General features: G+C 48.9%; 17 protein-coding genes. 5 read left to right on the plus strand and 12 right to left on the minus strand.

What is annotated here, in order from left to right; all coding sequences use genetic code 11:
• Nucleotides 1–18: 18 nt before the first annotated feature.
• The 4 genes from PUR_RS13605 (at nt 19) to PUR_RS13620 (ending at nt 5490) form a co-directional block, all read left to right on the plus strand.
• Nucleotides 19–3258 carry a hypothetical protein gene (locus PUR_RS13605; protein ID WP_179035709.1) on the plus strand — a complete coding sequence of 1080 codons (3240 nt, stop codon included), beginning with the start codon at nt 19–21 and terminating at the stop codon, nt 3256–3258.
• Nucleotides 3259–3353: 95 nt separating this feature from the next.
• Nucleotides 3354–4181 carry an AraC family transcriptional regulator gene (locus PUR_RS13610; protein ID WP_269474731.1) on the plus strand — a complete coding sequence of 276 codons (828 nt, stop codon included), beginning with the start codon at nt 3354–3356 and terminating at the stop codon, nt 4179–4181.
• Nucleotides 4182–4264: 83 nt separating this feature from the next.
• Entirely contained in the window at nt 4265–4741 is a 477-nt protein-coding gene (locus PUR_RS13615) for a GyrI-like domain-containing protein (RefSeq protein ID WP_232101496.1), read from the plus strand.
• 38 nt (nt 4742–4779) lie between these two features.
• Nucleotides 4780–5490: a DinB family protein gene (locus PUR_RS13620; RefSeq protein ID WP_179035711.1), complete on the plus strand. Its 711-nt coding sequence runs from the start codon at nt 4780–4782 to the stop codon at nt 5488–5490.
• Between the two features lie 462 nt (nt 5491–5952).
• On the opposite strand, the gene PUR_RS13625 is transcribed toward PUR_RS13620, so the two are convergent.
• From PUR_RS13625 to PUR_RS13650, 6 genes are all read right to left on the minus strand, one after another.
• Nucleotides 5953–7098 (minus strand): DUF4179 domain-containing protein, encoded by a 1146-nt coding sequence (locus tag PUR_RS13625; RefSeq protein ID WP_179035712.1) that lies wholly within the window; start codon nt 7096–7098, stop codon nt 5953–5955.
• Entirely contained in the window at nt 7073–7657 is a 585-nt protein-coding gene (locus tag PUR_RS13630; RefSeq protein WP_179035713.1) for an RNA polymerase sigma factor, read from the minus strand. Before PUR_RS13630 ends, PUR_RS13625 begins: the two co-directional genes overlap by 26 nt.
• Before the next feature lie 524 nt (nt 7658–8181).
• Nucleotides 8182–8445 (minus strand): hypothetical protein, encoded by a 264-nt coding sequence (locus PUR_RS13635; RefSeq protein ID WP_179035714.1) that lies wholly within the window; start codon nt 8443–8445, stop codon nt 8182–8184.
• 299 nt (nt 8446–8744) lie between these two features.
• On the minus strand, nt 8745–9323 hold the full coding sequence (locus PUR_RS13640; RefSeq protein WP_332107902.1) for an ABC transporter permease family protein: 579 nt from the start codon (nt 9321–9323) through the stop codon (nt 8745–8747).
• A gap of 10 nt (nt 9324–9333) precedes the next feature.
• Nucleotides 9334–10191 (minus strand): ABC transporter permease, encoded by an 858-nt coding sequence (locus tag PUR_RS13645; RefSeq protein WP_232101875.1) that lies wholly within the window; start codon nt 10189–10191, stop codon nt 9334–9336.
• A gap of 115 nt (nt 10192–10306) precedes the next feature.
• Nucleotides 10307–11932: an extracellular solute-binding protein gene (locus tag PUR_RS13650; protein WP_232101497.1), complete on the minus strand. Its 1626-nt coding sequence runs from the start codon at nt 11930–11932 to the stop codon at nt 10307–10309.
• Nucleotides 11933–12080: 148 nt separating this feature from the next.
• Here PUR_RS13650 and PUR_RS13655 point away from each other — a divergent pair, with 148 nt between their 5' ends.
• Nucleotides 12081–12443, plus strand: coding sequence for a winged helix-turn-helix transcriptional regulator (locus tag PUR_RS13655; protein WP_179035716.1), 363 nt, complete (start codon nt 12081–12083; stop codon nt 12441–12443).
• Nucleotides 12444–12455: 12 nt separating this feature from the next.
• Here PUR_RS13655 and PUR_RS13660 read toward each other — a convergent pair whose 3' ends face one another.
• From PUR_RS13660 to PUR_RS13685, 6 genes are all read right to left on the minus strand, one after another.
• Nucleotides 12456–13931, minus strand: coding sequence for a hypothetical protein (locus tag PUR_RS13660; RefSeq protein ID WP_179035717.1), 1476 nt, complete (start codon nt 13929–13931; stop codon nt 12456–12458).
• 672 nt (nt 13932–14603) lie between these two features.
• The gene (locus PUR_RS13665) at nt 14604–16859 is read right to left on the minus strand and encodes an ATP-binding cassette domain-containing protein (protein ID WP_179035718.1); all 2256 of its coding nucleotides are present in this window, start codon (nt 16857–16859) and stop codon (nt 14604–14606) included.
• A 235-nt stretch (nt 16860–17094) separates the two neighbouring features.
• Complete coding sequence (locus PUR_RS13670) at nt 17095–17250, minus strand: EamA family transporter (RefSeq protein ID WP_179035719.1); 156 nt, start codon at nt 17248–17250, stop codon at nt 17095–17097.
• Between the two features lie 15 nt (nt 17251–17265).
• Nucleotides 17266–18406 (minus strand): IS630 family transposase gene (locus PUR_RS13675; protein ID WP_179035720.1). Its coding sequence is split into 2 segments (ribosomal slippage): nt 17266–18036 and nt 18038–18406, totalling 1140 coding nucleotides; the frame shifts between segments, so codons are not numbered across the junction.
• Nucleotides 18407–18494: 88 nt separating this feature from the next.
• On the minus strand, nt 18495–19115 hold the full coding sequence (locus PUR_RS13680; RefSeq protein ID WP_179037911.1) for an IS630 family transposase: 621 nt from the start codon (nt 19113–19115) through the stop codon (nt 18495–18497).
• Complete coding sequence (locus PUR_RS13685; protein WP_179035721.1) at nt 19100–19621, minus strand: helix-turn-helix domain-containing protein; 522 nt, start codon at nt 19619–19621, stop codon at nt 19100–19102. The genes PUR_RS13680 and PUR_RS13685 overlap by 16 nt, the downstream gene beginning before the upstream one ends.
• Nucleotides 19622–19676 lie beyond the last annotated feature (55 nt).

Genomic DNA, 19676 nt, shown 5'->3' on the forward strand with positions numbered 1-19676 from the left:
AAGGGGAATGTTACAATTATGGAAAAAGAGACGATCTGCTTAGTCCCAATGGTCGTTGAAGCCTTACCGGTAGATTCCAACACATTGAATAGTCAGCCTTTCCGCCGGTTTACAATGAATCATAAAGAGTGGTTGTCTCCAGAGCCCGGACCGTTCCAGCCGACAGTCATGGACAGATCCGATATGGGGGTCTACCTGCATTGGACACTTCCCCAAGCATTTCGAAATGCCGTGGAATTGGTTGACGGGGACCACGAATACCGAACGGTGCCTAACCGATGGCTCGTTGTGCGGAAGCAAGCTGGGAATTCCCCAAGCGCATATCGTTACTGGGTTGTGGAAAGCGACGCCCTGCATAATGAACCCAGTGCGGGAAGTCCCTGGTCTTCCGATTTTGGAGCGGAACGAATCGGAATCACGATCCCCTTACCGGAACGGACGCCGAATCCGGCAATAGACTACCTTGAGGAATTAACCGTGATGGGGCCGGGAGATCCTTCCTTCGCTGCGTACCAGCCCAACTGCATAGACGTATTTTCCATGATTGACCCTTTAAACGGGATTGATGAAGGAACTCTGGAGTATGTTGTGATTGGCTGGTTTAATAACCCGCACCGAGATCCCTTGCATGAAATCCGGTCCGTTTCAGAATTCATTGAGAAGCTCGGCGAATTAGATTGGCGCATCGATGGGGATGTTACTATGTTCGCAAATCGAACCTTTATATATGGTCAAGTTAAAGGATTGTCGTGGAAGAGGGAAGCTGCATCATCTCGCATTCCTCGTCAATCAGCCGGGCATCTTGTATCGGTCGGCATGACATCTGTCGATGCTTTTTCCGAGATGTTGGGGGCTTTTACTTTAGAATCGGAAGAAGAAGAGGGCTTATCCCCATCAAACTTACTGGAAACTCACATGTATAATCAATTGAGGACCTTTGAAGAACCGGATGGAACAGACACGCTGGATATAAAGATTCACCAAACCGGCTTTGAGCAGCTTCCGGGAGGAAGCATTTGGAATTGGACCTACAGAGAAGAACAACAACCATTTGCGGTTCAGCAAGATCCGTATCGTGACAGGGCAGACCGGAAATTATCCGAATTGAACAGAGAAAAGATAAAATCGGAACGGATGTATAGACAAGTCAAAAAGATGAAGCAAGAACTATACGAGGTTTGGTGGAAATGGCGCTATAAATATAAAGGACGTGAATCAGAGAGCGGTGAACTGCAAAGTTACGCTTACCGCTTAGGGCAAATGATTCTCGAATTCGAAACTCAAGCAGAGAAGGTTGATTTCCTTTATCGGAACTTCGCAGATACCTTTAAGGACAAAATGTTGATACCAAATAGTCTTCCCCGTTTTTGGCGTCCTCAAGATCCTGCCGTATTGATCACCGGGATCAAAGAAACATTGACCGATCGGGAGGGCCGACTGCCTTTTTGTAAAATAAAACAATATGCTTTCAGCGAAGATCAGTTTCCGGGGAATTATGATGGGCTTCCGCATGGATTATATGAAGCGATGCTGGATTTGCTTCAAATGGATGAAGCCCAACCGTGGAGTTTGCCATGGGAACCGATCTTTCTTGAATGGAAACTGAAGTGGTTTCCTATGCCATTCAACGAAGTGAATTGGGAATTCCAAGGCGAAGAATATGTATGTAAGACTGAGCCAATGACGAGTCAAGCACAGATCCTGACAGGGAGAACATGGTTGGGGCCTCAAGCGATAGGTTACCTTGAAGACAGAATCCGTCAATTACGAAAGGATTTAGCTGAAAGCAACTCAAATGCCGCGCGGTTTGAGCGCCGGTTGGAATCTTGGAAAGTGCTGTCCCAAGCATTGGAAGGTCTGCTGGACCAGCTCATTCTTCGTGATGTAAAGGCACATCCGGTTGCCCATGATATCGACGAGATTCTTCAGGGAGAAGATTCAAGGGTGATACCGGATAAACAGGCTTTTGCGCCTTCATCTTCGTTTCAATCCATCATTTCAGGACATTTTCGATTGGAACAATTAGATATCATTGACCGTTTTGGACAACTCGAGCAGGTGTCTCTAGCCGGAAATGATCCGTTGGTCGCGCAGTCATTGGCTTGCGAGCCTGCCATTAACGGAGTGGTGGAGCTTAAGCCCAGGTTGGCTCAACCGATGCTCTTGAATGTGAATTGGGTGTCTGCCAAAGACGATCGCAAAGAATATAATTTGGATTATAATGTCAATCCAGTCTGCGGCTGGATACTTCCCAATCATTTGGACCGGGGACTGCTGGTATACTCGCCGCAGGGACAGGTGCTGGGCGAAGTCCGGATTGCCGGGAGCGGGAGAACTAGCAAAGTTCATTGGGAACCGGCGCCGGATGTTCCTTTTACAACGCTTCAATCCTTGAAGGATTCTTATAATATATTGGGACAGGTTCTAATCGGGCTTGAATCTGCGGGAGGTTCAGCTTTGCTTGCTCTTGAACAGTCCATCGATGAAACCCTGTGGATGATTGAACCGAAGGGAAGATCATTTGCCCGGAATATGGCCGTCTTTTTGGGCAGGCCGCTAGTTTTGACAAGAGTTAAGGTGGGTTTGGAATTGGACTGTCCAATGCTACCGGTTCACGATTCTGGCAAGAATTACAATTCGGACAGGGACCAGCATCCGTATTATCGATTGGAATTGCCGATCGGAGTCGGAAATTCCGAAAAGCTCAATTCCGGTATACTGGGTTATTATGAAGGAGACGATTACTCAAAATTCTATGCCGTTCATGCTTACACCGGACCAGACAGAGAGAACAGCACATATATCCAAGTCATTGGCGAACCGGATTTGCAGGACCCCATAAATAGAAAAGCCTATCTTCGGCTGAAAATATCCAAATCATTGAAGTGCAAAACCATTACTATCCTTATGGACCCGACTGCTCCAATACATCTGAACGCCGGGCTAATTCCAGAGAAACAATTGGAATTGCCGGAGAAGTTTCGTGTGGATAATACTGGCATCCTGGAAACCCTGTTCCAGGGAGGCCCGATTCTGACAGCCTTCACAACGGATGATCAGACCCCAAAAATTCTTTATCCCAAACCAAATGATACTCTTGGAAATTGGACGTGGATCGAACGGACCAAATCTTCCGGTGAAGAGTGGCCCACACAACAATATCCCATCAAACCTACCGATCATAAAGATTTCGCAACCGCCCAGGATATTAGTGTGCGGGAAGGATGGCTAAAATTAACTGTTAAAGAGTCGGATTAGTAACAAAAGCCCGATGTTTTTTGGCCACGAAATAAACGCAAAAAGCCGCGCTTAACGCGGCCTTTTGCGTTTTCTTTAACCAACTCGAAGACAACCTGGCGGGGGAGATCAACTTCAACACTGCAGCAGGAATTTCTTGTTGCTCCGTCTACCACTTTCAAAGGATGTTTTCGTTCATGACGGAGATCCCTTTATCAGAATATATTCGGCGAAGACGCTTGACACTCGCAGCCTTCGAGCTGCAGCAAAGCGAAATCAAGGTCATTGACCTGGCGTTGAAGTATGGTTATGAGTCTCCTGAAGCATTCACCCGTGCTTTTCAGAAAATACATGGAGTCACCCCCACTTTAGCACGCCAGAAAGGAATCTATCTGAAGTCTTATCCCCGGCTCTCTTTTCATATTACGATCAGAGGAGAAGAAGAGATGAACTACAAAATTATCGAAAAGGAGGGTTTCACCGTCTTCGGAGTAGAGGAAATCTTCTCCATAGAGAATGGGGAGAATCTTAGATGTATACCACAGATGTGGGAAAGACTTTTGAGCGACGGCACCGTAGAACGGATAGGACAAGCGTCAGGCAGGGTATGGAACAAATTCAGCAGTGGAATCATGCCGGTGAATGCTGTCATGTGCCACCGGGAAGAAAAAGCCAACCGTTTTCCCTATATGATTTGTGGATTCATGCCTGAGTCCGGCCATTTGAATACAGAAGATTATACAGTTGTGGATATTCCTACGTTAACATGGGCTGTATTCACAACAGAGGTTGCTCATATTCAAATCTTATGGAAACGTATCTACACCGAATGGTTCCCAATTTCCTCTTATGAACCGTTATCCGGCCCCCAACTCGAAATGTATGGAGTTGCGGAGGGCGGGAAGAGATATTGTGAAGTCTGGATCCCTGTTGCGCATAAGTGACACGGTTTCACGGCTACTTTGAAAGCACCCTTTTTGTGGGGTTAGCGATAGTTTTTAACTTTGTATACGAGGGAGGAAGAAAAGTGGTTGAAATAATTGAAAAACGACAATTCTCAGTTATTGGTAAAATGGGGCAGGGGCCGGCAATTGAAGGCCCAAAGTGGATACCACCATTATGGCAAGAGGCCAACAGTAACTTTGCAGAGATAAGTAATCTTGCTAAGTTGGATGCTGGAGGTAACATTGCTGGAATATGGGGTGCTATGAGTGATGTTGATGAGAAATTTGAAAGATGGAAAGAGGAAGGAAAATATTTAGCTGGATGTGAAGTTACTGACGAAGCTACAGCACCGATTGGCTGGACCAAATGGACCATTCCAGCATTCAAGTATTTTGTAATTAAATGTACACAAGATTCTTATCAAGAAACTTTTAAATATACGATTAACGCTTATTTACCACAAAATAATTTCTCGATCGTTGGAGCGATTCAAGAATTTTATAATCCCAAAGATAATAATGGCGAATTGACGTTATACTTCCCAGTTGAAAAAATATAACGATACAGACCAAAGCCAAAAGGGGCGGGTTGATTTCAATGGACTTGGACGAACAACGAGCTTGGAGTGAAAACCATAGGGAATTAAATGAAATCATTTCAAAACCTCAAGAATATTCTCAAGCGATTCATTTATTTCTTTCACTACATGCTTGGTTACACTCTTCAGAGGTTGGAAATGAGGGTAAGCAAACACTAAAAGATGTAGTTGTTGAAAATTTAACTGAAAAAAGCTTGAGAAAGTATCCAGTAACTATCCCTAATACGAAAAATTCCATTGCATGGCACCTATGGCACATTGCACGAATTGAGGACATGACCATGAGTATTTTGGTCGCTGATGATCAACAAGTTCTTTGTGCTGGGAATTGGTTTGAAAAAATGAATACTAGATTTTTACATTCTGGTAATGAGATGAGCGAAGAGGACATTGTTGATCTAAGTTCAAGTATAAATTTTGAATCATTATTGGCATATAGAACAGCCGTCGGAAAGCACACACGACAAATAATATCGATGTTGACTCCCGGACAATTAAAAGAAAAGGTTGACCCAAAGAGAATCAAACGATTGTTTGATGAAAATGCCGTTACGCAAAATGCGAGTTGGTTAGCCGGTTATTGGAGCAAAAAAAGCATAGCTGGGCTAATGCTGATGCCTGCAACAAGACATATTTTTTTACACTTGAAAAAATGTATTCATATAAAGGATAAACTTCATAAACCAATGAAGAATCCACTCCAGAGATAAGGAATGGATTCTTCTATAATAGTTTAAGGCGTATGTTATTAAAGTTCGTATTTAATATGTTACTGGACATGGATCGATAAACCAGCGGTGTTACACGGTTTCTCTTGGATATATTCACAAAACCCATATTTTGTACATATGTATATAAAAACCCATTGGCTGTGAAATGAAAAATTTCCCCAGATTCGTCTTTTATATTTGTTCCCAAACAGTATCAGAGACCGGTTTATAATCTTCGTCTTTTTTTGGGTTTAACTTAGGTCATCTTCTTGATATATAAGTTTCCTAATTGGTAATTCAGGTGCTTCAGTCCACTCATATCGTTGTATAAAATACAAGAAATTTTCTAGACCATCCGTAGGCTCTGACAAGAACATTCGTCAAGTAACACAGACAAGTCCGCATCTGCGCAGCAGCTACGGACTTGTCTAGGTTTCTTTCTCTTATTATAGCCTAACTGAATCAAGGAATAACTATAGTGGTCTCCAGGTCTTTATAATAGGTTTTCAGTCGTTCGCCATTGGCATCCTTTAAGAGATTCAGCTTTTGATCAAACGTGCACGTATAAGGCCGGACTGTAATCGTCTTGGGCACCTGCGGGAACGTGTCGTATAGATTATCCACAGAAGCAGCGATTGGTGACACCCTGCCATTAGGATATCCCATCTGTCTCGGGCTGATGACGTGACCTTCTTCATCCACAATCTCATAGAAGACTATAGTCGGGGCATATTCACCCGTCTGCTCCGGCGCTATAGGCACCTCTCCCTTGCTGTCTATCATCAAACGGATGGTGGCCGGCGTGATGTCCAGATTTTTAACACTATAGCTGAAGGAGCCTCTGCTTGCCCCCTGGTTTGGAGTCAGATTGATTACTCCCTCTGTCACCTTCTTCACATTTGTCTGGAACTCAAACGGCTCTGCGACTTGTGCAACTGGTACACTGATATGAACCGTGAACTCATCCCCGTATTTCGCTGTGTTTTTCAGCTCATTCAGTTCCAATAATAGCGTGTTCGGCCGCCCCTCTACGTCGCCTGTTGCAGATGATCCGAACTCAACAACCTCCCCCGACGGCAAGGTTACGCTAGGAATCCCCAACAAACCTTTGGTTGATTTGTCGAAATCGTGGGTCGCGAAATCTGTGATTTGGGCAAGCACCCGTTCATCCGCAATTCCACTTCGCTCGAAACCAATGGCCATCCGGGTACCGTCATAAAATACTTCTGTAACGCTTAATGTCACCCCGTCATGCGTCACACTCAAACCGGGGGTAGTCGTCATTCCTTGTTCGGCAGCCAGCTTGAGTCCCGGATCCTCTGTGTGTTCAAATATACTGCTCAGCATCGGAATCTGCCGCAATGTGTCTGCCCACGCAGGGGAGATGAATCCTGCAGCTATTGTGCATATTCCGAGTATTACTGCGGCACCTGCAGCAGCTATTGTCTTCCTTATCAGTCCGCCTTTTGGCGTAATATTTGCCTCCGCATGCTCTATACGGTTCATAATTTGCTCACTGTAGCTCTCTACCGGCAACTGCATCTTTCCAATACTCCGGCGAATTTCCTCATCGATTAGAACTTCACTTGGAGTCTGCCACTTCTCCATGATGGTAACCTCCTTTATGCTCTTTTTGCTGAATCAGTCTCTTGCGTAGCCGTTCATATTTCTTCCGGAGAGCCGCCGATCTGCGGCCGGTAATTTGGGCGATTTCTTCAAAGCTGTATTGTTCCACCGCATGAAGAATCAACAGCCCGCTTTCCTCCGATGTGAGATTTACCAACAGGCTTTCTACCAGCGATTCGTCCTGCGATACATCCCCATTACGATTCAGATGCATTTCATAAAGGGACAGCATTCGTTTGTCGCGCTTATTTCTGCGAAGCTGATCCAGACAATGATGATAAGCTATCTTATATAGCCAAGCCGAAAAAGATATTTGCTTCTCATACCGTTCAAGCTGCTGATATACCTTCACAAAAATGTCCTGCACCGCATCCTCTGCTTCTTCACGGCTTCTCAAAAGGTAATAGCAATAGGTGTAGATCTGTTTTTCATATGCTCTGATGACAGTTGCATAGTCTTGTCGCTCACCTTGACGCACTTTATGAATCGCTGCTTCGATTAGATTTGGATTCACTTGGCCCCCGGGGTTACGTTGCTCCAAAAGAATCACCTCCGTTTCTTCTTCCAACTATATAACGAACGTCATTCATCGATTTGTGACATATATTAATACAATTTATATAAAAAAGCAGCCACTCTGGAAATTTGAGCAGCTGTTGTGAATAACTGTATGATTTTTTTTGTTATGAATTTTCCCGATGACCAATTCCTCCAAACAGTGGACAGATCCTCACATACATGATTCGCGGCAATGGATACATGTTCTTGTCCCGAGCGAAGGACAAGAACATGTATCCATAAATCAAAAAAACCGCGCCCAGCGCGGATTTCATTAAGTATATGTTCTTGTCCTCTTACACCTTTCATAGCCTAATAATCATGTTTTTTGATATAGGAACTTATATAATTATTTAATTCGAAATCTTTTGGGAAATCGATAGCTATTCGGAAAGCCCACAATTCTAATACTTTATTTCATTTGACAGCTACAACTGGCTACGAGCTCATCATACGGCGCATTAGCTTACAGATGATCCGGAAATCCGCCGGTTCGCCCGGGCGGTCCTACGTTGACAACTCCGACGAATCTTCGCCCCGTCCTCCTGCGGCGGTAACGCCACCCGCCTCACAGAACTCTCCTGATTCACCCTCGTCGGCGGCGGGCAGCTCGCTTCTATGGAAGCTATGCTTCAGTTGGTTGCGACGTTTTTCACGAAAGAAGATGACGCCTCTCTGACAGCCCGCCCGCTGCGACGCCGGCGCCCGCTTGCCGTTGTGCACACCCCGGCTCAGATGAAAAGCTACAATCTGTGTCTGTCCTACTCTCATTCAAACAATTGCTTATGCTTATTGAAAAATCGATAAAAAAATTGTACATTGACTAGCCGAGTGATTTCGGGAAATTTGAACATCAACCTCCGCAACTCATTATTATTTAAAAAAAGAACATATGAATTGACTTGTAATCACCTGATCGCCTTGCTGCGGTCATAGTTTAATTCAAGAGTCAAGTCAACATTAATTCAACAAAAAAGAGGGGTTCACCGCCCCTCTTTGCTAATTCCGCCAATACATCTCCGATTTAATTATCCTTCCGTACTAACAGTAATCATATTAAAGGAATGTCCTTAGCAACCGACTCCGTACACGGGTTCGTCATCACCCCTTGATAGAACCGACCAGAGCACCTTTGACGAAAAAACGTTGAAGGAACGGATACACGAACAGCACAGGCACGGTGGCGATGATGATCGTCGCATTTTGATCGTTTCGCCGATTTTTTGCGCTTCCCCCACGCCGGTCATCAGGCCAAGCTGCTTGATGACCAGATAGAACGGAATCATACCTCCGCTGAAGAACATCGTCACGACCACGAAAATCATCAGAACCTTATTCCACAGCACGTTACGCCTTGACAGGACGTAAGCCCCCAAAATGGTCATCGTCAAATTTAGGATGACCCCGCCGGCGACCAGCCGGATCGTGTTCCAGTAACCCGTCCAGACGGCCGGGTTGGATAAAGCACGCTCGTACGCAAATGTGACGAATCCGAGAGGCTTCCAGAGAAGCCCCCGATGGGCAAGCAGCCGATCCCCGTCGCTGAGTGAAGCGAAGAGCACATAGAGAAGCGGATATAATGTGACCGCGATGAGTATCGCCAGCAGCGTATAGACGACAACGTCCAATAAACGATCGGATAAGCGCATAGGTTCCTCCTTACCATAAACTGTTTCGGCTCAGTCTGCGGCTCAAGGCATTCGCAAACAGGAGTACGGCCAAATTAATCACGGAATTAAAGAGACCGACTGCGGAGCTAAAGCTCCAGTCGAAGTCGATCAGCCCTTTTCGATATACGAAAGTGGAGATCACATCCGCCGTCTCGTAGGTAACGGGGTTGTAGAGCAGGATGATTTTCTCGTAGCCGACCTCGAGTATGTACCCGAGCCGCAGAATCAGCATGATGATAATCGTCGGTGCAAGACCAGGCAGCGTGATGCTCCACATCTGACGCAGCCGGCTTGCGCCGTCGATGCGGGCGGCCTCGTATTGCTTCGGATCAATCGCGGTCAGCGCAGCCATGTAAATAATCGATTCCCACCCTGCCCGCTGCCAAATTTCCGACAGTACATAGACGCCCCGGAAAAGGCCGGGCTGCTGAAGCATATCCTGGCCGTCCGTTCCGCTTATAAACGTGTAGACCAGATTCACGAGCCCGCCGCTTCTGGTCAGATCCTTCACAATGCCGCAGACGACGATCAATGAAACAAAATAGGGCATGTACGAGACGGTCTGGACAACATTCCTGAAAAGGCGGCTGCGCACCTCATTGATGAGCAAGGCCAGTACGATCGGTGTTGTAAACTCAAACAACAGAGAGTAAGCGCTCAGCAGCAGCGTATTGCGCAGCAACCGCCAGAAATAATGACCATTGACGAACGCGTAAAAGTGGTCCAGGCCGACCCATTCGCTGCCCCATATGCCTTTCATCGGCGAGAAATTCTGAAAGGCAATGACCGCTCCAACCATCGGCCAATAGAAAAATACGATGTAGTAACCCACGATGGGAAGCGCCATCAGGTAAAGCAGCTTGTTGCGTTGGAAATCCGAGGCGATGCCGGGCCGCAGTATCCGGCCCTGAACTTTCTTCTGACGGGTGTCTGATGCCGGTCTTTGTTCCACGGACGAGACCCTACCTTTGCTGGAAGCGGTCATACGCGGCTTGCTGGATTTCGATGGCGCGTTTGATATTTAGCGACTCGAGCTCCTTCACGAATTCTTCATAAGCACTGATCGGTTCCGCTCCGAGAATAATCTTCAGTGTGGTCTCGTCGACGAGCGTGTTCACGTCGCTCATGATGCGCGCATACTCGCTCGAATCCTCCGCTGCGATCGTCAACGGCGGGATGACGTGCTTCAGGTTGTCGGTCTTCCAGATGTCATAGTTGTGATCCTCATTCGTGACGGCCAGGTTGTCGATCAACTCCCGGGATTCTACATAGGGACCCGGATTGACCGTATGGGTATAGAGAGCGAGCGCTTCTACGTAGGACAGCTTGTCCGGGTTGTTTGTGATCAGATTCGTCAGCTTCGGCTTGCCGTTCTCAAGTGCATAGGTTTCGCCTTCCGTACCATAGTTGAAAAAGCGGTAGCCCTCTTCCCCATACGCATAATCGAGCACCTGTACAGCGAGTTCAGGGTTTTTGCTCTTGGCGGATATTGCCGCGCTGGCTTCCGCCCCGTAAGGCCATGCCAGCTGCCCGAACTCCGGCGTATCGCCTTTCTTCAGGACCGGATAGGGCGCGAAAACGAACTTGGCATTCGGGTCCTGAGCGGCAAGGGCCTTCTCCCATCGGTCGATGCTCGCACCGGAAGATACCGTTGCCCCGGAACCTGAGGACGTCATATTGGCGTCGAGCGCCTTGCGGTCCGTCTGGGTGAAGTTTCGGTCCAGCAGCCCTTCCTTGTACCACTGGCTGATCGTTGTCAGGAACTGCTTGTATCCCGGCTGAAGCGGACCATACTGCACTTGGCCGGTGTCGTCGACATAGAAATCGCGGATGACGCCGAAGGCTCCGATGAACGCGCCGTCGAGAAAGCCCTGCAGCGGATTCGTCTGGCTGCCGAGGGAAAGCGGCGCGGCGGATCCTTTTTTCTCCTTGAAGGCTGTCAGCACGGTATGCCATTCATCGATTGTCGCGGGCGCGTCCAACTTCAATTCCGCCAGCCAATCCTTGCGCAGCACAGGTCCCGCCCACTGCTGGGTCATTCCTCCTTCCTTGAGAAAAGGGAACGCGTAGTAATCGCCGTTGTCTGTTTTCACCATCTTGTCAAGTTCCGAGTGATCCTTCAGATATTTCTTCAGATTGGGGGCATGCTGGTCTATCAAGTCGTTCAGTCTCAAAATATAACCGTCGTTCAGCGCTTTCTCCGGACCACCCGGTGCATTCAGCCAGTTATACTCGATAATGTCGGGCAGGTTGCCGGAAGAGAGCAGCGTGCTGAACGACTCCTTCGCCTGCGCGCTCGACACCTCGGCGAATTGAATCTTCACACCGGTCCGCTTCTGCCATGCCTGATAAAAGGGGACCTCCTGGATGCTCGGTTTCAGCGTGGTTGGCGACTGCAGCCAGTAGCTTAACGTCTTGTCGGTCTGGATCGGATAGACAGCAGCGCCGCTGCTCGCCCCGGTTTCCGTCGGATTGGGCGTCGACGGGTTGGAGTCGGAGCGTTCATTACCCTGGGCGCAAGCCGACAAGAACAAGAGGATGGATAGAGTCAGCAGCAGTGGGACGGATCGAATTGAATTTCTCATCATTGGAGTAGTCTCCTTCATCATATAAATTAATGTTTTCAGGGTTGGAAAGTCGGAAATAATGCAAACTTTCTTGTTAATTTCAATTCTGTTTTGCTATAATTAAATGTAACACTAGTTTAATAGTCAGATTAATGAAATGAGGTAACGCATGATCAAATTCAGAAACCAGGAGTACGCGTGCACAACTGAAATTACGCTCGGACTCATCAGCGGGAAATGGAAGATTTTGATCCTGAGCTATTTATCCCACAAGACCTGCCGTTTCAACGAATTGCAGAAGCTGATGCCCGAGACCACGCAAAAAATGCTGACCCTGCAATTGCGGGAGCTTGAGAAAGATGGGCTTATTATCCGAAAAGTGTACGCCGTTGCGCCGCCCAAGGTCGAATACATGCTCTCCGAGCTAGGCCAGCGGCTGATTCCGTTGCTAACCCAATTGTGCAAATTCGGTTCGGATTACGTTGACAGCTTTCCATTAGACGATTCCGTTCCTAGCGATCAGCACGCCTGAGAGGGACCGATGTCAGTCGGTCAACCGCACCGCCCCGTCAAACAGAAACTTCGCACCGAACCCTTTGCCCGATTCGTTGGCTGATCCGAGCGCCGATCCCGCAACACCTTCGCTGGCGACGATATTTTCCGGATATAACTTGCCCAACAGAGCCCACTGCACCAGCGGATTTCCATACGCGGCAACCGAATGAACGCCTGCCCCGGCCGTTACAAGTCCCGGCAGGACCAGGATCGAATCGGCCTCATGGACAGGCAAATCACCCGGTTCTGCACACGAAGTGTCCGGCTGCTCCGCATCGGGATTTTCCCGCTGCGGCCGGTACAAATAGCGGTGACCTCTCAGCGCCTGCCCGAGATCCACGGCGTATTCACGCTCGGGAGTCGGCAATATCAGTTGCAGTTGCACACGGCCGGAATCAGTTGCGACGGGGACGAGTCCGGCTTCGCGAATGGCTGCAAGAGACGGAGGCGAACTTGACGAACCGGTCCGCTCCGAAGGAGCGGATTCCAGCGCGCTTCGCTGCGCGGCATAATAATCGTCCAAAGCATAGTCGAATGTCGCCGGCTCCGGATAATCGGTCACGCCCGCCTTGTACGTCCAGACAGGATGCCAGCGGAGAAGGGCCTTCGAAGCGGCGATGATCGGCCTCCCGATGGAGGCGGGAAGGATCGTGCCGAGACGATATTGGAACCCGTATCCGGCGGCGGAGAGTTCCGGACTCAGCACCCGCTGGGCATAGCGAACGATCGCCTTATGCGGAATTTTTCGGGTCAACAGCACGGCCAGAAATTCGTTGCGAGCTTCTTCCAGCCATCGCAAACCTCTTTCCCGATCGGTTCCCTTGCGCTCTAGAAGCACTTCTTCCCAATTTTCGAACGGAATGAGCGCATCCCTGAGAAGGATGAGCTGATGAAGATACTCATTGAACAATTGCATCACAGCAGGACTACCGGAAGGCCCGGTTAGCAAATGGACGACGTCCGGAGTCCATAAGTGCTGGTCGCATCGGCTCCTCATGGTGAGGCGGCGGAGGGTGCGTTCTCCGTAACGCTTAAGCGCCGACGCTTGCTTATCTTCTTCCCTTGCCCAATTCGCGATGGTTTCTCCGATGCGTTTGGCCTGGTCGGACAACTCGGAACGGGAATCGTCCTCGTGTTCCGCCTTCAGCTGTTCCAGCGGCAGGACCGCCTCCCTTCCGGCCGTCGCCAGGCTTGACTGAAGATTGTCCAACAGTGCTTTTGAGTTGGCTGCGTCGCCGAGTTGGATGCCGATTGCGGCGAGAATGATCCCGGCCTCGAGCACGATGTCCTTTGCCCTGTAGACTCCTTCGGGGAGATCCCATTCCCACAGGTCCGGCAATTCTTCGACTGCATGCAAGTACTCGTTATTACGATGCAACAAAGGGTTGCTTATTCGCGCTTTAAGATCAAGGGGAGTTCCCCATGCGATACTCCAGTTTCCCGAAGTCAGTCGATATGGAATCATGCTGCACCTCGCTTTCCTTTTGCTCATTATAAAAGCAGAGGCGGGCATTTGAACAGAACGCACATTTTTGTTTCGATGGACCCGTTTGGTGCGTTAGGAACAAAATTGAAACCTCGAAAAAGGGGCAAAAATAAACGGACCTTGCCGCATCAATGCGAACAAGGCCGGTTAGTATTGCTGTTTCTTTCAAATAGGTCCGTCTTCTGGATGAGTGGCAAGGGGAACAACGATTGTTACAGCTTGTTCTACCGTTCACGTCCTCTGAAAATGATACAAATCCGTCATAGCCGCGCTGCGCCAGTCGCTATTGCAGCGTGCTGCGCTTGATCTGACTGGGCTTTACCCATCATTCCGATTATTTGCAGCAGGCTTAACAGCGCGCTGGAATAGATCGGGACCGATTTATATATAAAGCCTACTTGTAAATCACGGTATTTGTGCAGAAAGCCAATCACTGTGCGGGCTGAGAGCCGATATCCGCGTGAAATTGTTGCCGCACCAAAACCTGAAATTGGCGAGCTTCAAAGGAGGCGAACTAAGGAAGCTCGCCTCCTGAAATCTCTTATGGGACGCAGCCCTGGTTGAGCATACGTTAGTTTAACCTTTAATATGTTCTCCTTGTCATGCTGAGAAATTACGAATCTCATACATTACGAAAGTGGATTGAACGCATTACATCAAGTATCTTCCCGTGATCGACTGCTCCGCATGGATGATCTGCGCCGGTGTGCCCTCGAACACCACCTGGCCGCCCTTGCTGCCTCCGTCCGGTCCCATATCGATGATCCAATCCGCTTGGCTGATCACATCGAGATTGTGCTCGATGACGATCACCGTATTGCCTGCATCCACGAGGCGGTTCATGATCCCCAGAAGGTGACCGATATCTGACATATGTAGGCCGGTCGTCGGCTCGTCCATCACGTAGATGCTGCCCTTCTTATGCAGCTCGCTTGCCAGCTTGATGCGCTGGCATTCCCCGCCCGAGAGCGTGCTGAGCGGCTGGCCGAGTGTAATATAGTTCAGCCCCACATCACTCATCGCCTGGAGCTTGCGAACAACCTCTTTTAGCTGAAAAAAATCCAATGCCTGCTCAACAGTCATCTCCAGCACTTCTGCAATTGACTTGCCGTTCAGCTTGTATGCGAGCACCTCTTCCTTGAACCGTCTGCCTCCGCATACTTCGCATGGCAGCTTCACACTGTCGAGGAATGCAAGATCTGTATACACAACACCCAGCCCTTGGCAATTCTCGCAAGCCCCCTTGGAGTTGAAGCTGAACAAGCCTTGGCCCACCTTGTTCGCGGAAGCAAACGCCTTGCGCACATCATCCATAATGCCCGTGTAGGTCGCGGGATTCGAGCGTGTTGACACTCCTACCGCCGATTGGTCGATGACGATCGCATCCGGATGCTGGCTGAGGAATACTTCGTTAATCAGCGTACTCTTGCCCGAGCCGGCGACACCCGTAACTACTGTCAGCACTCCGGTTGGAATATCTACACTCACGTTCCGCAGGTTGTGAAGTAGGGCATCCTTGATGGACAGCTTGCCGGATGGCTGCCTGTAATCGTGCTTCAGCTGGAGCGGCCGCTTCATATGGGTGCCTGTCAGTGTACCTGCTTCCAGCAGGCCTTGGAAGCTCCCTTCATACACGATGGTACCGCCTCGGCTGCCGGCGTGAGGCCCGACATCGACGATATGATCCGCCAACTTGATCACATCGGGATCATGCTCAACGACGATCACGGTATTGCCTTTGTCGCGCAGCTTCTGAAGCAACCCATTTAACCGGTGTACATCACGGGGGTGCAAGCCAACGCTGGGTTCATCGAAGATGTAAGTGACATCCACCAGACTGCCGCTCAGGTGCTTCACCATCTTGACGCGCTGCGACTCGCCGCCGGACAATGTATCCGTCTCACGGTCCAGCGTCAAGTAGTCAAGTCCGATATCCACCAGATGCTGCAGCCGCTCCGTCAGCGACTTGACGACCGGCGCGGCGATCGCGTCGTCAATCTCCCGAATGACGCGAATGAGCTGTGCGATCTCCATGGAGGACAGCTCCGCAATGTTGAGTCCATTGATCCTGCAGTTGAGCGCAGCCTGACTGAGTCTCGCGCCGCGGCAGCTGGAGCACTGACCCTCGGAGATGTACGGTGCAACCGCTCGTTGTGTGCGCTCGGACATCGTTTTCACATCCCGCTTGATGTACTTGTTGGTGAACTTCTCGATGATGCCTTCCACTGTAATATTCACTGCCTTCCCGCCGAACTGCATCTCCACCTTCCTCGCCTTGCCGTACAGAAGTTCCTCCAGCTCCTCACCCGAATAATCGCTCAACTTCTTGCCTGGATCGAAGAACCCCGACTGCACGATCATCGTCCAATCCCAGCTGTCCACCTTATAGTCCGGCAGCATGATTGCACCTTCATTCAACGACTTTGACTTGTCCATCGCCTTGCTCATGTCAATGCCCAGCCTGCGGCCGATCCCGCTGCACTCGGGACACATGCCTTGCGGATCGTTAAACGAGAACATGTTCGCTTGTCCAACATAGGGCTGACCCACTCGGGAGAAGAGAAGACGGAGAATGGGAGAGATATCGGTAATCGTGCCCATCGTGGAATGGGAACCGCCGCCCAGCCGCTTCTGATCCACAATAACAGCCATGCTCAGGTTCTCGATCGCGTCCGTATCCGGCTGCGGATAGCGGGGCAGGAAAGTCCGCACGAACATGCTAAAGTTCTCATTCAGCAATCGCGTGGATTCTGCGGCGATCGTATCGAAGACGATCGATGACTTGCCGGATCCGGATACCCCGGTGAAGATCGTGATCTTCCGCTTAGGAATGCGCAAGGATACGTTCTTCAGATTGTTTTCCCTCGCACCCGAGATTACGATATACTCCTGATTAGATTCGCTCATGCTTACCATCCTTCCGGGTAGTTTAAATTTTACTTTTATTCACATTGTACCATTCATCGTGCATAGAAAGTCGGGCAGCCCAAACTTGCACCTGTTATTGTTCTAACCAGGGAGGTTATGCGATAGCTTTTCTTGAATATTCAGGGTGAGTCCAAGTATAACTCGTTTCCAAAAAGACTTAACCAGTGTCCCCCAATAAAACACTGGGTTGCACTGGTTGAGTCTTTTTAATCTGCTAACAATTAATTTCTTTTACTTCTTTCTTTTTAGCTGACAAGATAAAAATTGTACTTATAATACACAATGCTCCTATCCATTCTGCAAAATCAAAAGTTACATGCAGCCAAATAACTGATAATAAGGCTGCGGATAAAGGCTCTACGGAAGACAATAAACTAGTACAGCATCAGTCTTTAAATTGTGGGTAAAGCCTTTTAAGTTTTATCCGTGCATCTTCGGTAGTGAATTGCCAATCTATACCTCTTTGAGAAGCGTTACGAGCAGATTCCCATTCGGTCAGTTCGCTTGCTAATTCTTCTATTGACGGAATTCGTCTTGCTAAACATTGGCGCGTCATTACGCTCAGCTCAATTTCAGCAATGTTCAGCCAACTGCCATGTTTGGGGGTGTAATGAATTTCGAGCCGTTTGGCTAGACGCAAGGCGGTTTCCGGTTCAAAGGCTTCATACAACGAGGCGATCGAATGCGTGTTTAAATTATCCATCACTAAACGAATTTTGGGTGCACTCGGGTAATGTACGTCTAACAGTTCTCGAACTTGCTCCGCCCATTCCATTTTTGTGCGGCGAGGACGAACGCTGACGTGTCTCCAGCCCACAAGCGGTTCAGTGAAGATAAAGATACTGCAGGTCCCATGACGTACGTATTCGGAGTCTTCACGCAGCGGCTTGGCGGGCTTCATCGGGATCGGTTTTCGAGCGTCATCCAGCAGTTGGAACGGTTTCTCATCCATGCAAATCACGGGACATTCGCTGTCGTAGGGTAAATGGTAGACCTCTAATACATCTTCCATGGCTGCCACAAACGCTGCATTCTGCTTCGGTGGAATGCACCAACACTTACGAAGATGGGGCTTGAGTTCGTTTTTTAAAATGCGGTCCACCGTGTCGTACGAAATGCTGTCAATGTAACCCAGTTCAACGGTCTTGTCTGCTAAAAAGTCGAAGGGTCCACCGACTTCTTCCAGCGGGCGGAGTACTGCAACTGAGCGCGATGATTTTCGCCTCCAGTTCGCCGGTAACCTTTGGAGGATTTGGCGGTGTCAGTCTCTTTTTTCGTTCGACAGCAGCCTGTAATCCCTTTTCCGAAAAGGTCTTACGGACCAGATATACCGTGTTGGTGTGGATGTGTAATTGCTCCGCAATGGTGGTGTCCGAAAGCTTGCCGCCCACCCGGTTCTCGTCCGCCCACAACAGAATTTGTGCTCGCCGGAGTGAGCGTGCGGCCACTTTCCCTTTTGAGCACACCCCTTGTAATTCTTTCTGCTGATCCGGGGTCAAGCAAACCGCATATGCACGTAGTTTCATAGTCGATACCTCTTTTTCTCTCGACTATATCATATCTACCAAAAGTTAACTATTTTAATTCTGATGCTGTACTAGTACCTTGACTAGATCAAATTTCAGGATACAAATGCTTTAACTTGCCTCGTGCCTGCTCCGTGGTAAATTGCCAATCGACAGATTTCTGAATTCGGTTGCGTTCGGTTTCCCAAGCGGACACCTCGCCCTGCAATTCTTCAATAGAGGTGATTCGGCGGTTCAGGCATTGGATCGTCATTACACTGAGTTCTATCTCAGCAATGTTTAACCAACTTCCATGCTTAGGGGTATAATGGATCTCTAGCCGTTTTGCCAAAGCCAACGCCTGTTCAGGCGGAAAGGTTTCATACAAGGACGAGATCGTATGGGTATTCAAGTTATCCATCACGAGCCGAACCCGTTTCGCCTCTGGGTAGTGGACCTCCAGCAGTTCTTGGATCTGCAGAGCCCAATCGGATTTTGTGCGTCTTTCCGAAGCCTGCACGTGACGCCACCCGGCGAGCGGCTCCGTGAACAGAAACAGGCTGCAGCTGCCTTTGCGAACATACTCGTAGTCTTCTCGCAGAACCTGTCCTGGCTTCATAGGTTGCGGTGGGCGCGAATGATCGAGCAGCTGGATCGGCTGTTCATCCATACAAATGAGCGGGATTTCAGGGTCATCAGGCAGGGCATAGGTCTCTAAGACGTCTTCCATCCGAGCGACGAATTCACTGCTCGATTTGGCGGGAATGCACCATTGTTTTTCAGGTGAGGCTTAAGTTTCGTTTTTAAAGTCGTCCGAATGGTTTCTCGTCCGACCGATTCTAAAATATTCAGCTCAATGACTCGGCGCGTTAGCAAACGAATCGTCCAGCGCGCATACCCTTTTGGAGGCTCAGAGCAGGCTAATGCAATAATTCGGGCTTCCACCTCACCGGTGATCGGTGAAGGGCGTGCCGGTTCAGCACGGCGGCGGTAACAGAGCGTTTGCTCCAGTCCGTGGGTACAGTAGTCTCTAACGGTGTAAAAAACGGTTGCATTACTGACTCCTGAACGACTGGCAATTTCAGTCTGCTTGGGAATAGCACCTTGATTTTCATCCGAAAGAAGCAGCACGAGACAGCGGCGGCGAATGCCGGGAGATGTCGTTTCGGCATGAAGAAGTTGTTCAATTCTTTCACGTTCTTTCGGCTCAAGCCGAACCTCGTATTTTTTGTTCATTTGCTTGCCCTCCCATATTTTTCTTATAGAAAGAGCATAAAACTAGAATAAAAAT

This window comes from Paenibacillus sp. URB8-2, from assembly GCF_013393385.1.
GTDB lineage: Bacteria > Bacillota > Bacilli > Paenibacillales > Paenibacillaceae > Paenibacillus_AQ.